10 protein-coding genes are annotated in these 13,336 nt (G+C 67.9%); 1 reads left to right on the top strand and 9 read right to left on the bottom strand.

Annotated features, from left to right (window positions below):
* Positions 1-59: 59 nt before the first annotated feature.
* The 7 genes from VD964_RS22850 to VD964_RS22820 all read right to left on the bottom strand — a co-directional run bounded on the left by VD964_RS22850 (position 60) and on the right by VD964_RS22820 (position 9,333).
* A complete protein-coding gene (locus VD964_RS22850; RefSeq protein ID WP_324870801.1) occupies positions 60-2,582 on the bottom strand; it encodes a bifunctional diguanylate cyclase/phosphodiesterase in 2,523 nt (840 codons plus the stop codon).
* A gap of 263 nt (positions 2,583-2,845) precedes the next feature.
* On the bottom strand, positions 2,846-4,282 hold the full coding sequence (gene hydA / locus VD964_RS22845; protein ID WP_324870800.1) for a dihydropyrimidinase: 1,437 nt from the start codon (positions 4,280-4,282) through the stop codon (positions 2,846-2,848).
* A gap of 145 nt (positions 4,283-4,427) precedes the next feature.
* Positions 4,428-5,159, bottom strand: coding sequence for a maleate cis-trans isomerase family protein (locus VD964_RS22840; protein ID WP_324870799.1), 732 nt, complete (start codon positions 5,157-5,159; stop codon positions 4,428-4,430).
* 36 nt (positions 5,160-5,195) lie between these two features.
* On the bottom strand, positions 5,196-6,539 hold the full coding sequence (locus tag VD964_RS22835) for an amidohydrolase family protein (RefSeq protein WP_324870798.1): 1,344 nt from the start codon (positions 6,537-6,539) through the stop codon (positions 5,196-5,198).
* Complete coding sequence (locus VD964_RS22830; RefSeq protein ID WP_324870797.1) at positions 6,536-7,318, bottom strand: ABC transporter ATP-binding protein; 783 nt, start codon at positions 7,316-7,318, stop codon at positions 6,536-6,538. The genes VD964_RS22835 and VD964_RS22830 overlap by 4 nt, the downstream gene beginning before the upstream one ends.
* A 4-nt stretch (positions 7,319-7,322) precedes the next feature.
* Entirely contained in the window at positions 7,323-8,129 is an 807-nt protein-coding gene (locus VD964_RS22825; RefSeq protein ID WP_324870796.1) for an ABC transporter permease, read from the bottom strand.
* 178 nt (positions 8,130-8,307) lie between these two features.
* On the bottom strand, positions 8,308-9,333 hold the full coding sequence (locus VD964_RS22820) for an ABC transporter substrate-binding protein (protein WP_324870795.1): 1,026 nt from the start codon (positions 9,331-9,333) through the stop codon (positions 8,308-8,310).
* A gap of 224 nt (positions 9,334-9,557) precedes the next feature.
* Between VD964_RS22820 and VD964_RS22815 the strand changes: the two genes are divergently transcribed.
* Positions 9,558-10,310 (top strand): GntR family transcriptional regulator, encoded by a 753-nt coding sequence (locus VD964_RS22815; protein WP_324870794.1) that lies wholly within the window; start codon positions 9,558-9,560, stop codon positions 10,308-10,310.
* Here the strand turns inward: VD964_RS22815 and VD964_RS22810 are convergent.
* Both VD964_RS22810 and tkt read right to left on the bottom strand, forming a co-directional pair.
* A complete protein-coding gene (locus VD964_RS22810; RefSeq protein ID WP_324870793.1) occupies positions 10,304-11,269 on the bottom strand; it encodes a D-2-hydroxyacid dehydrogenase in 966 nt (321 codons plus the stop codon). The genes VD964_RS22815 and VD964_RS22810 overlap by 7 nt on opposite strands.
* A gap of 40 nt (positions 11,270-11,309) precedes the next feature.
* Positions 11,310-13,295: a transketolase gene (gene tkt / locus VD964_RS22805; protein ID WP_324870792.1), complete on the bottom strand. Its 1,986-nt coding sequence runs from the start codon at positions 13,293-13,295 to the stop codon at positions 11,310-11,312.
* Positions 13,296-13,336: the final 41 nt, after the last annotated feature.

Below are 13,336 nucleotides of genomic sequence, written 5' to 3'. Positions count from 1 at the left end.
GTGACAGCGGCGGGGCCCCTCTCCAGTGCGGGGGGAGGGGCCCCGCCGCCGAGCGCGCGTCAGAGACGAACTTCGCCGTCCGCCGGGCAGACGTCTGCCGGACAAAGCGGCCCGCTCCCCGCGGCGGTCAGTGTCAGGTCGAAGGACTCGGCAGGAACCGGATGGCCGAGATAGCGGCCCTGGGCATAGACGCAGCGCACCTCGCCGGCCAGTGCCTGCTGTTCCCCCGTCTCGATGCCTTCCGCGATCACCGTCAGGTTCATGCTGCGGGCCAGCGCCACGATGGCGCGCACCATCTCCTGGTTGCCGGGGTTCCGCGCCATGTCCTGCAGGATGACCTGATCGATCTTCAGGAACTCCACCGGCAGCCGCCGCAGATGGCCCAGCGACGCATAGCCGGTGCCGAAGCCGCTGATGGAGAAGGCGATCCCCAGCGTCCGCAACGTCTGCATCGTCCGTGTCGTCTCATCCGACGGCGACAGCATGGCGGCTTCCGGAAGCTCCAGGATCAGCCGGTCGGGCGGGACGCCATGACGGGCGAGGCTGCCGGCGACCTGCTCGTCGAAGCCGAAATGGCGGAGCTGCAGGGAGGACACAGGGACGGTCAGACGCAGGCCGGTGGCGCCACGGTCGCGCCAGTCCGCCAGTTGCCGGCAGGCGGCATCCAGCAGCCAGCCGCCGACCGCCACGATCAGTCCGTTCGCCTCGGCGAGATGCAGGAATTCACCGGCGGAAAGCAGGCCGCGGTCGGGATGATTCCAGCGCACTTCCGCCTCGGCACCCGCCAGCAGGCCGCTGGCGACATCCACCACCGGCTGGAGGAACAGCGCGAGCTGGCCCTTCGCCACCGCCTCGTGCAGTTCGTTCTCCAACTGCAGATGCGCCAGGGCGTCGGCATCCATCGCCGGATCGTAGAAGGTCCAGTTGGCCGTGCCCATGCGCTTGGCATGGTACATCGCGACATCGGCGTTCTTCACCAGAAGCTCGGGATCGGTCCCCTGGTCGGGGGCGACGGTGACGCCGATGCTGGCGGAGATGTGCAGGGTCTGGCCGGCGATGCGGAACGGCTCCGACAGACAGTCGAGCAGGCGGCGGGCCACCCGCTCGGCGTCCTCGCGGTCGCCGATGTCGGACAGGATCACCGTGAACTCGTCGCCGCCGATCCGGGCGATGGTTTCGGAATCGCGCAGGCAGCCGGCCATCCGCTGCGCCGCCTCGCGCAGCAGCACATCGCCGGTCTGGTGGCCCAGCGTATCGTTGACCCATTTGAAGCGGTTCAGGTCGATGAACAGCAGGGCCATCCGGTTGCGCAGCCGCAACGCCCGCCGCAGTGCCTGCCGCAGCCGGTCGTAGAACAGCGGCCGGTTGGGAAGACCGGTCAGCGCATCGTAATTGGCCTGGTGCCGGATGGTCTCCTCCGCGTGGCGGCGGGCGGTGACGTCCTGGATGGCGGTGATCAGGCCCAGCACGAGGCCATCGGAATCGTGGAACGGCTCCCCCACCTCCTGAAGGTCGAGATGGCCGTCGTCGGAGCGGGTGATGCGGTATTCGATGTCGAAGCGGCTGTTCTCCGCCCAGGCCCGGCGGTAGGCCTCCTGCACGTCCAGGCGGTGCTCCGGCATCACCCGGTCGAGATAGAGGCCGATGGTGAGCAGGCTGGAATCGCCCGGCAGACCGATCAGCTCGCGGAAATTGGCGGAGACCTCCAGCCGTTCCTCCGGCAGATGGACGGTGTAGGCCAGCCGGGCGACCCGCTGCGCCTGGGCCAGCCGCGCCTCGCTGAGGCGCAGCGGCTCCTGCCGCTTCAGCCGGTGCAACAGGCGCTGGAACAGGAAAAGCAACGCCAGCAGGGCCAGCGCGAAGCCGGCGGCATAGGGCGCGATCCGGCGGACCAGAGTGCCGCCGGGTTGTTCCGGCTTCCAGGTCAGGATGCCGACCGGCTGATCCGCGATGGCCTCCAGGGACAGGCTGGCCAGGGCCGGAAGAGCCGGCGTGTCGATCGGGACCACGCGCAATTCGGCGATCCGCCGCGACTCGGCCAGCTTCGCCAACTCGCCTTCCAACGTGGTCAGGAAGACTTGGACGGGCTGTTGCGGGTCGGGCGGCAGGGCGGCGCGCCCCTCCTCATACTCGATCACGCGGGCGCCGAAGACGAAGGGAGTCTGCCCGATATGGACGATGCCGCTGATCGCCCGGCCGGCGGTCCGCGCCGCCGTCAGAACCGGCCGCAAATCCGCGGCCTCCCGGGCGGCCGCATCCAGGTCGCCGCGCAGGGCGCCGTCCTTCGACGCATAGATCAGCCCGTCACGGCCGTTCCAGGCATAAGAGCGGTCCAGCCCCCACAGGCGTTCCGCATAGGGACCGACATTGGCATTGGCCCAGACGCCGTCGAATCTGACCACCAGATGGTCGACGGCGTCGTTCCACAAACTGTATTCCTCGGCTTTCTTCCCCATCGCGGCGCCCAGATCGGCCACCGCATCGACGATCTCCGCCTTCGTCCGCTCAGCCATCGCCGTGTCGATTCGCCGCGCCGTCTCCAGCGCCATGAACATCACGAACGCGATGGTCAGCACAACCATGGCGATAAAAATCAGCCCGATCACGTTAAGCCGGCGGGCATCGCCCGTGGCCCGATCGAAGATTTCTGGAGTGCGGGGAGAGATCATCGCGAAAGTTACCGAGTTTCGAATGTCACAATTATTGTGCCCTCCTTCCAGTTAATTTTCCGCTTATGAGAACAGTTCGCAGGGGACGCAGATCAATCTTACCGCGCAGCCGGCCTCCTGTTGCGCGATACCTTGCCTTTCGTCATAGATTTGGGCTTCGCAATCCGGTGTAACCCTTAGAAGGACAATGCCGGCGCCGGCGATCCCTTCGGCCGGGCCGGGGCCGGCAGGCCGCAGGGCAGGAAGGCGCCGCGGCCGGGCGACGCCAGCAGTTCGCCGTCGCGGCACACGACGTCTCCGCGCGACAGCGTGACCACCGGCCAGCCGGTGACCTCGATCCCCTCGTAGGGGGTGTAGTCGACCTCGTGATGCAGGATGTCGTTGGTGATCGTCACCTTGCGTGCCGGATCCCAGATCGCGATGTCGGCGTCCGACCCGACGGCGATGGTGCCCTTGCGCGGGTGCAGGCCATACATGCGGGCAGGGTTGGCGGCGGTCAGTTCGACGAATTTCGTCAGCTCCATGCGGCCTTTCATCACGCCCTCGGAGAACAGCAGAGGCAGTCGCGTCTCCACCCCCGGAATGCCGTTGGGTACGCAGCGGAAGGGGGCCTTCTCGCCGTTCACCTTCTTGCCGCCCGGCCCGTCGAAGCGGAACGGCGCATGGTCGGAGGAGAAGATCTGGAAGGTGCCGCCGGTCAGGCCGTCCCAGATCACCTGCTGGTTGGCGGCATCGCGCGGCGGCGGCGAACAGATGCATTTCGCGCCCTCGAATCCCTCCCCGCCCAGATCGTCGGCGGTCAGGAACAGGTATTGCGGGCAGGTTTCCGCATAGATGCGCAAGCCCCGGCCCTGGGCCCAGCGGATCTGCTCCACCGCGTCGGCGCCGGAGACATGGACGATCAGGATCGGCACGTCCACCAGTTCCGCCAGCGAAATGGCGCGGTGGGTCGCCTCGCGCTCCGCCACGCGGGGGCGGGAGACGCCGTGGAAGAAGGGCGCGGTCTGGCCAGCCCGCTCCAGCTTCTCGGTCAGCCAGGCGATGCAGTCGGCATTCTCCGCATGCATCATCACCATGGCGCCCTCGGACCGCGCGATGTCCAGCACCTCCAGAATCTGGCGGTCGTTCAGCTTCAGCGCGTCGTAGGTCATGTAGATCTTGAAGGAGGTGTAGCCGTCGCGGATCAGCGCCGGCAGTTCCTGCCCCAGGACCTGCTCCGTCGGGTCGGTGACGATCAGGTGGAAGGCATAGTCGATCACCGGCTTGCCCGCCGCGCGGCGGTGATAATCCTCCACCGCGGCGCGCAGGGACTGGCCCTTCTGCTGGCAGGCGAAGGGCAGCACCGTGGTGGTGCCGCCAAACGCCGCCGAGCGGGTGCCCGACAGGAAATCGTCGGCCATCACGGACGAGTCGCCGGTCGGCTGGTCGAAATGGACATGGCCGTCGACCCCGCCCGGCAGGACCAGCAGTCCGTCGGCGTCGATCTCCTCCCGCCCGGCGGCGAGCCCGCTGCCGAGCGCCGCCACCTTGCCGTCCCGCACGCCGACATCGGCCTTGAACACGTCCGACGCGGTGGCGACCGTGCCGTTGCGGATGACCAGATCGAAGTCCATCGGTTGAGTCTCCCAATTCTTTAAATACTTTGCCCCCTCCCCGACCCTCCCCCGCCTTCGGCAGGAGAGGGAGTTTAGCGCGGGAGTGGCGGCAGCCCCCTCTCCCGCGTCAGCGGGGAAGGGTTGGGGAGGGGGCAGAGGCCGCTCACCCGTGCAATTCCCGGAACAGGCTGCCCCAGCCCTGGACCCGGCGGGTGTCGACGCCGGTCATGCGCAGCGCCTTCCACAGGACGGTGGACACCGTGTCGTAGACTGGGATGCCCAGCGCCTTTTCCACCCGCTCCGCCACCGGGGCGCCGCGCATGTTGGTGCAGATGATGGCGATGGCCTCCGGCTTGGCCTCCGCCACCTCCATGCACATGCGCTCGATCCGCTCCTCGCTGATCTCGGAGAAGGAGAAGTTGCCGCGGTCGTTCAGGTGCCGCTCCGCCACCACCTCGAAGCCGGCGGCGTTGTAATTGGCGACCATCGTCTGCTGGATCTCGTCCAGATAGGGGCTGACGATGGCGATGCGCTTGCGGCCGGTCGTCTCCAGAATCTCGTTCAGCGCTAGCATGGAGGTGCAGGCGGGAATCCCCGTCTCTTCCTCGATGGCCTTGCACAGCTTCACGTCGGCATCGAAGCCGAGCCAGCCGGCCGAGGTGCCGTTCCAGCCGATCACGTTCAGCTGCGCATCGGCCAGCAGCCGGGCGGCATCGAGGAAAGGCGCGTCGGTGAACTGGTCGAGCGCCGCGGCGCGCAGCGAAATCTCCTTGACGGTGAAGCGGCCGAAATGGGCGCTCACCTCCGGCAGGCCGCTCAGCATGGCGGCGGTCACCGGTTCCAGCACCGTGTTGGAGGACGGGGTCAGCATGCCCAGAAGAACGCGCTTGGTCATCTCGGGGGACTCGTCTTTCTTTGAATTGAGTGGGGGTCAGGCACGCGCCCACAGGGCGCGGGCGGCCTTGTCGGCCTCGGTGCAAATCTCCTCCAGGTCGGCATGGACGGGACGGCCGCCGTCGACCAGCATTTCGCCGTCCACCAGCACCATCTCCACATCGCCGCCGCGGCCGGTGTGGACCAGCGTTCCCAGCGGGTTGGTCAGCGGGCGCAGGTGCGGCCGGCGGGCGTCGAACACCACGAGGTCGGCCGCCTTGCCGACCGCCAGCGTGCCGATCTCGTCGGCCATGCCGACGGCGCGGGCGCCGCCCAGCGTCGCCATGCGGAAGACGTCGGCGGGCTGCCAGTCGGCGGTGACGCCGCCCTGGAGGATGCGGCCGGTGGCGAGCGCCCAGCGCATCGCCTCCACCATGTCGCCATGCTGGGTGTCGGTACAGAGCGCCAGATTGACGCCCGCCGCCTTCAGCGCCGGGGTCGGCGCCAGCCGGCCCGACGCGGCGTTGCATTTCGGCACATGGACGGCATGGGCGCCGGACCGCGCCAGCCGGGCGATGTCGGTCTCATCCACGTAGAGGCAATGGGTGGCGAGCAGCCGGTCGTTCAGCATCCCGGTTTCCTCCAGCAGCGCCGCCGGGGTCATGCCGGTGGCGGCCTTCACCCGCTCCACCTCCACCCGGCTTTGCGCCAGATGGGTGTTGACGCGCATGCCGCGCTCCGCCGCCACCTCGCCCAGCGTACGCAGGAAGGCGGGGGAGCAGGTATCGGGCGCATGGGCCGCCATCTGCACCCGGATGCGCCCGCCGCGCGCACCGTCCCAGCGGTCGTGCAGGTCGAGAGTCCGCCGCAGCAGATCCTCGCCGAGCGCCGCATCGAAGCTCCACTCACCCTTGGGCACGCGGGCGAAATCGACGTCATGCACCCGCCAGCCGGCATGGATGCGCAAGCCAAGCTCGGCCATCGCCTCCAGCGTCGCGTCGGCATGGACGAAATGGTCGCAGACCAGGGTGGAGCCGGCGAGCAGCGCCTCCACCGCGCCCAGCCGGGCCAGCGCGCGGGCTTCCTCCGGCGTCGCGTCTGTGCCCTTGGGCACGCCCGGCGTGTAGGACGGCGCGAAGCCCAGGTCGGCGGCGACACCGCGCACCATCACCAGCACCGCATGCAGATGGGCGTTGACGAAGCCCGGCGTCACCAGCCGGCCCGGCAGCGCCAACGTCCGCAGGGCCAGCGGCGCGGGCTGTGCGGCGGGGGCCAGATGGACGATCCGCCCGTCGCGGATGCCGAGCGCCGCATCGTCGATAACGCCTGCGGCATTGCCGGTTATGACGGTGGCGCCGGTCAGCAGCAGGTCGAGCGGTTGCGGTTGGGAAGCCTCGGTCATGCCGCGGCGACCTGCCGCTGTTGCAGGCCCTCCTCGCGGATCAGGTTCAGGATATGGCGCTTGTGGTCGTTGAAGCGCGGGCTGGTGATGTCGCGCGGGCGCGGCAGATCCAGTTCGATGCGTTCGCGCAAACGGCCCGGCCGGCTGGTCAGCACCGCCACCTGGGTGCCGAGCACCAGCGCCTCGTCGACGCTGTGGGTGACGAAGACGATGGTGCAGCGCTGCTTCTGCCAGATGGCGACCAGCTCCTCCTGCATGTCCATCTTGGTCTGGGCGTCCAGCGCGGCGAAGGGCTCGTCCATCAGGATCACCTGCGGGTTCATCAGCAGCGCGCGGGCAATGCCGACGCGCTGGCTCATGCCGCCCGACAGTTCGGCCGGGTAATGGCTCTCGAAGCCCTTCAGCCCGACGAGGTCGATGTATTCCTGCGCGGCGGCGCGGCGGTCGGCCTTGCGCCAGCCCTTCAGGCGCAGGTGGAAGGCGATGTTCTCCCACACCGGCAGCCAGGGCATCAGGTTGGCCTGCTGGAACACCATGCCGCGGTCGGCGCCGGGGCCGTCCACCGGCTTGCCGCCGACGGTGACGGTGCCCTTGGTCGGCTTCTCGAAGCCGGCGATCATGTTCAGCAGGGTGGACTTGCCGCAGCCGGACGAGCCCAGCAGGCAGAGGAATTCGTTGCGTTCCACCGTCAGGCTGACGTCGTCGATGGCCAGCAGGTCGCGCTTGCGCTTGGCGTCGCTGTAGACCTTGGTGATGTTCCGAAGTTCGATGGAGGCCATGGGGTCAACCCTCCCGGCTCTGGAGCGTGGAGGCGTGCTGCCAGTGCAGCGCCGCGGACATCAGCAGCTTGATCAGCGCGTCGGTGGCGTAGCCCAGCAGCCCGATGCTGGCCATCGCGGCAAGGACGAGGTCGTAGCGCAGGAAGTAATAGCTGTCCCACAGCACGTACCCCAGCCCGCTCTTGACCGCGACCATCTCGGCGGTGACGGTCAGCATCCAGGCGGCGCCGATGCCGATGCGCAGGCCGGCGAAGATGCTGGGCAGCGCCGCCGGGAACACCACATGGCGCAACAGCTGCTGCTCGGTGGCGCCCATCATCGAGGCGGCGCGGATCAGGTTGCGGTCGGCCGTCTTCACGCCGTGGATGGTGTTCATCAGGATCGGGAAGACGGCGCCGAGGAAGACCAGGAAGATCGCCGGCTTGTTGGCAATGCCGAACCAGATGATCGCCACCGGGATCCAGGACACCGGCGGCACCGGGCGCAGCATCTGGATGGTCGGCTCGATGGCGCGCTCCACCCAGTTCCACCAGCCGATGGCGATGCCCAGCAGCACGCCGCTCGCCACCGCGATGCCATAGCCGGCGGCGACGCGCACTGCGCTGGACAGCGCGTCGGCCAGCCAGCGCCCGCTGTTGGCCTGCGCCGTCTCGTCGAAGCCGAACACCCAATCGGCCCAGCTGTGCAGCACGATCGAGGGCGCCGGCAGCAGGGCCGCCGGCAACAGGCCGGACCGCGACACGATCTCCCAGGCCGCGAGGATCAGGACGGGAACGACCGCGCGCTCCCAGGATTTCGACAATGCGGTCATGGACCGGCTCCTATCCTTCGAAACACATCTTCAGGCGTGCTGCCGCTCGCCCCCTCCCTAACCCTCCCCCGCTTCGCGGGAGAGGGAACTCCGCGGCTCTTGCGCCTACTCCCTCTCCCGCAAAGCGGGGGAGGGTCGGGGAGGGGGCAAAACCTCAAGGACGCGGAAAGTTGCCCCCTCAGCCCCCCAGCTCGCTCTTCGGCTTCTTCGTCACCGCCTCCAGAAACCGGTAGTCGATGTTCTTCACCGCCACGTCCGACACGTCTTTGCCGATGTATTTCAGTTCCCGCATCATCGTGGCGATGGCGACGGTGCTGTCCTTGTGGATGGCGTAGTCGGGGAAGGCGTTCTCCAGCGACGCCGCCGCGATGTCCTTGTTGAGGCCGGTGTATTTGTTGATGGTGTCGACCCACACCGTACGGTCGGTCTTCAGCTTGTCGACCAGCGCCACGACGGAGGCAACGGTGGCCTCGACCGCCTTCGGATGCTCCTTGATCACATCGGACCGGGTCACGATCAGGTTGGTCAGGTTGCCGGCCGCCTGGTCATAGGGCAGCGCGAAATGCGCGCCGACGCCGGTGCTGCGGATTTGCGAGGCGAAGGGCTCCACCGTGCAGATCACGTCGACCTCGCCGCGCTGCAGGGCGGCGGCATGGTCGGACGGATTGGGGATGTTGATGAACTGGACGTCCTTGTTGGCGTCGATGCCGTGCTTCTGCAGCGCGCCGCGCATGTGGATGTCCTGCGCGTTCCCGCGCGACGCCGCGACGCGCAGCGGCTCGCCCTTCGCCTTGCGGGCAGCCGCCAGCGCCTTCAGCCCGGCCCAGTCGCCGGCCTTCAGGTCGATGCCCTTGGCGGTGACGATCTCCGACCCGCCATTGACCTGTCCGGAGATGGCGACGACGTCGAAGCCCTTGTCCAGCGCGGTGACGTAGTGGAGGTAGGTGACCTGCGCCACGTCGATGCTCTTGGACACCAGGGCGGTCAGCACGTCGTTGCCGGAATTGAAGTTGATCGCCTCGATCGAAACGCCCTTCGCCAGATCGGGCGTCAGCGCCATCGGCAGGCAATGGGCGCATTTGGCGAAGCCGAGCTTCACCGCTTCCGCATCGGCGGCCTGCGCCGTCGGTGCGGCCGCCGCCAGTGCGGACAGGGCCAGCGCGGTGGCGGTGACGGCGTTCAGGGTGAGGGACCGGATCGACATGGGGCTTCGGCTCCAGATGCGGTTGCGTTTCCACCTCTGTCGCAAGCACCGTGCCAGATTGTATACAAAATCTCTATTCTGCAATTTCAATTACATATCAATATATTAGAGATATTCTTGAGCAGAGGATCATCAACGAGGTTGCTTGCCTTATTTTTGAGCGCATGGCATCGTTTGAACAAGAATGCCCAAGTATGCAGCAGAACAGGCCCGCCGGATCGACCATGGACAGCCCCGCAAAGACCGCCACCGGCCCGCTGCGCCGCGAAACGCTGCATCACTCCGCGGTGGCGGAGCTGCGGGCGATGATCCTGGAGGGGGAGCTGCCGCCCGGCCGCCGCGTGCCGGAAATGGAGTTGTGCGAGCAGCTCGGCGTCTCGCGCACGCCGTTGCGCGAGGCGCTGCGCGTGCTGGCGGCCGAAGGGCTGGTGGAACTGCGCCCGCACCGCGGCGCCGTGGTGACGCCCATCGATCCCAAGGAGATCGCCGCGATCTTCCAGGTGATGGAGGCGTTGGAAAGCCTCGCCGGCCGACTCGCCTGCGACAACGGTTCGGCCGAGGAGTTCGCGGAGCTGGATCGGCTGCACGGCGAGCTCGTCGCCCAGTTCCATGCGGGGGAGCGCGCGGCCTATTCCACCACCAACCGCCGCATCCATGGCTGGATCGTCGCCATGGCCGGCAATCCGGTGCTGGAGGCGACCTACAAGGGCTTCGCCGCCCAGCTGAACCGGGCGCGCTCGCTGGCGAATTACGATGCCGACCGTTGGCAAGAATCGCTGGCGGAGCATGAGGCGGTCATGGACGCCCTGAAACGCCGCGATGCCACCGCCACCGCAGCCCTGCTGGCCGACCATAGCCGCCGCACCGCCGATGCGGTCCTGCGCACCTTGCGGCAGGGCAATGAGGCAGGTGCGGTTTCCGGGAAGGATGGCCGGTCGGTTTCCGACCACCCCGCCGGCATCGGCGTTCGTCAGTAGGCACCCATCACGAGGTTGCTGGGCGACCCGGCGACGAAATTTTCGATGTTGTCCATCAATTGGTCGGCCAGCGCCTGCTGTGCCTCGTCCGACGCCCAGCCCAGATGTGGCGTGACGATGACGTTGGACCGCCCGGCGATCCGCATCAGCGGGCTGTCCGCCGGCGGCGGTTCGGGCAGCGTCACATCGAAACCGGCGCCGCCGATCAGCCCCTCGTCCAGGGCCGTCACCAGATCCTCCTCGACCACCAGACCGCCGCGCGCGGTGTTGATGATCAGCGGCTTGCGCTTCATTTGGCGGAACTCGGGCATGGCGATCATGCCGCGCGTCTCGGGCGTGAGCGGGCTGTGCAGGGTGATGACGTCGCTGGTCTCCAGCACCACGTCCCACGGCGTGTAGAGCGGCCCGAGGCCGGACTTGCCCTTGTGCGCGGCGAACAGCGGAACCATGCCGAAGACGCGGGCGATGTCGGCGACCCGCTGGCCCAGCACGCCCTCGCCGATGATGCCGAGTCGGGCGCCCTGCAGATCGTGGATCGGATGGTTGAAGAAACAGAACTGGCCCGACTTCTGCCATTCGCCGTCCAGCACGTCCTGCCGGAAGGGCACGATGTTGCGGCGGAGCGCCAGCATCAGGGCAAAGGTGTGTTCCGGCACCGTGTTGATGGCATAGCCGCGGATGTTGCTCACCGCGATGCCCTGCGTCCGGCAATACTCCTTGTCGACGCAATCGGTGCCGGTGGCGGCCACGGCGATCAGCTTCAACTGCGGCAGCTGTTCCAGCAGGTCGGCGGTCAGCTGCACCTTGTTGACGATGGCGATTTCGGCACCGGCCAGCCGGTCCAGCACCTGATCCGGCGTCGTCCGGGCATGTTCGACCAGCTCATGCGGGAAGCCCGGCTTGCGCAAGCGGATCTGCGGGGCGAGGGTGGCACGGTCGAGGAAGACGATCTTGCGCATCACGATGTCCTTGGTCACGAAAGGGGGGGCGGCGGTACGGTCAGAGCCGGCGCTTGACCTCGGCCACGATGTGGGCCGGGGTGATGCCGAAGCGTTCGAACAGGGCGTCGACCGGGCCGGAGGCGCCGAAGCCGCTCATGCCGATGAAGCCGCCGGTCTCGCTGACATATTTGTCCCAGCCCAGCCGCACCGCCGCCTCGACGCCGACGCGCACCGTGCCATACCCGATCACCTCGGCGCGGTAGGCGTCGTCCTGCAGGTCGAACAGTTCCCAGCAGGGCATCGACACTACGGCGGTGGGGATCCCCTCCGCCTGCAGGGTCTTGCGGGCTTCGAGCGCCAGCGCCACCTCCGACCCGGTGGCCATCAGCGTGACCAGACGCTTGCCGCCCTCGGCCTCGGCCAGCACATAGGCGCCGCGGCGCGTCAGATTCTCAGCCCCGTAAGCACGGCCGGTCGGGGGCAGCGCCTGTTTGGAGCAGACCAGCATGCTGGGGCCGGTCCGGTGTTCCAGCGCGATTTCCCAGCATTCGGCGGCTTCGACCGCGTCGGCCGGGCGCATCACCAGGATGTTCGGCATGGCCCGGAAGGAGGCGAGGATCTCCACCGGCTGGTGGGTCGGGCCGTTCTTGCCGACCGCCAGCGAATCGTGGCTGAACACGTAGAGCGCCGGCAGGCCCATCAGCGCCGCCATGCGCAAGGTCGGCCGCTGATAATCGGAGAAGGCGAGATAGGTGACGCTGACCGGGATGATGCCGCCATGCGCGGCCATGCCGTTGACCATCGCCCCCATCGCATGCTCGCGCACGCCGCAATGGACATAGGAGCCGGCCGGTTCTTCGGACGTGAAGGAGGTGCGCGTGCGCTTGTGGTTGGTCGGCGCCTCCAGGTCGGCACAGCCGATCATCATCTCCGGCAGGATGTCCGCCAGCAGCGTGGTGATGTCGCCGGACGCCTGGATGGACGGCTGGGCAACCCGTTCGTCGGCCATGCGCTTCTTGTAGGCGAGCAGCGCGTCGCGCCAGCCGTCGGGCAGCCGGCCCTCGATCACGCGTGTGAACTCCGCACGTTCCTTGTCCGGCAGTGCGGCGACGCGGCGGTGCCACGCGTCATACTCCCCGCCATGGCGGGCACCGGCGGCGCGCCAAGCCGACAGCACGTCATCCGGCACGGTGAAGGACGGGTACGGCCAGCCGAGATTGGCGCGCGTCGCCTCCAGATCCTCCTTGAACAGGCGGGCACTGTGGCCGCCGCGCTGGCCCTCCAGGCGCGGGATGCCGCGGGCGATCACCGTGCGGCAGGCGATCATCGACGGGCGCGGGTCCTTCCTGGCCAGCGCAATTGCCGCCGACACCGCCTCGACACCATGGCCGTTGACCTCCTGCACATGCCAGCCGGCGACGCGGAAGCGGGCGGCGACATCCTCGCTGATCGACAGCACGGTGCTGCCGTCGTCGGTGATGCTGTTGTCGTCCCAGAAGAAGATCAGCTTGCCCAGCCGCAGATGGCCGGCGAGTTGGATGACTTCCTGCCCGACGCCTTCCTGCAGGCAGCCGTCGCCGACGAAGGCGTAGGTGTGGTGGTCGACCAGGGCGGGGCCGTATTTGGCATTCAGATAAGCTTCGGCGACCGCCATGCCGAAGGCGTTGGCGATGCCCTGGCCGAGCGGGCCGGTGGTGACCTCGATGCCCGCGTCGGGGTTGTATTCGGGATGGCCGGCGCAATGCGATCCGAGTTCGCGGAAATTCCTGATCTGGTCGAGCGAGATGCGCTCGTAGCCCAGCAGGTGCAGCAGGGAATAGAGCAGCATCGACCCGTGACCGTTCGACAGGACGAAGCGGTCGCGGTCCGGCCAGCGCGGATCGGCCGGGTTGCATTTGAAATGCCGGGTGAACAGGGCCGTGGCGATCTCCGCCATGCCCAGCGGCACGCCCTGGTGTCCTTCGGTGGCGCGCTCGATGGCATCGATGGACAGGAAGCGGATCGCATTCGCCATCAGGCGGGGATCGATGGCAGCGGGGGGCATGGCGAAGGTCTCCTCACCGCAATCCCCTTCGGGGGCGGCGG

Source organism: Azospirillum sp., from assembly GCF_035628975.1.
In the GTDB taxonomy this organism is placed as follows: Bacteria; Pseudomonadota; Alphaproteobacteria; order Azospirillales; family Azospirillaceae; genus Azospirillum.
Note: the sequence above shows the minus strand (reverse complement) of the source record. Positions and strands in the feature narration are given on the sequence as shown.

Coding starts and splice junctions, on each gene's coding strand:
- VD964_RS22850 (WP_324870801.1), bottom strand. CDS start 2,582: ATGGTTGTGCTGACCATCGCGTTCGTGATGTTCATGGCGCTGGAGACG.
- hydA (WP_324870800.1), bottom strand. CDS start 4,282: ATGGACTTCGATCTGGTCATCCGCAACGGCACGGTCGCCACCGCGTCG.
- VD964_RS22840 (WP_324870799.1), bottom strand. CDS start 5,159: ATGACCAAGCGCGTTCTTCTGGGCATGCTGACCCCGTCCTCCAACACG.
- VD964_RS22835 (WP_324870798.1), bottom strand. CDS start 6,539: ATGACCGAGGCTTCCCAACCGCAACCGCTCGACCTGCTGCTGACCGGC.
- VD964_RS22830 (WP_324870797.1), bottom strand. CDS start 7,318: ATGGCCTCCATCGAACTTCGGAACATCACCAAGGTCTACAGCGACGCC.
- VD964_RS22825 (WP_324870796.1), bottom strand. CDS start 8,129: ATGACCGCATTGTCGAAATCCTGGGAGCGCGCGGTCGTTCCCGTCCTG.
- VD964_RS22820 (WP_324870795.1), bottom strand. CDS start 9,333: ATGTCGATCCGGTCCCTCACCCTGAACGCCGTCACCGCCACCGCGCTG.
- VD964_RS22815 (WP_324870794.1), top strand. CDS start 9,558: ATGGACAGCCCCGCAAAGACCGCCACCGGCCCGCTGCGCCGCGAAACG.
- VD964_RS22810 (WP_324870793.1), bottom strand. CDS start 11,269: ATGCGCAAGATCGTCTTCCTCGACCGTGCCACCCTCGCCCCGCAGATC.
- tkt (WP_324870792.1), bottom strand. CDS start 13,295: ATGCCCCCCGCTGCCATCGATCCCCGCCTGATGGCGAATGCGATCCGC.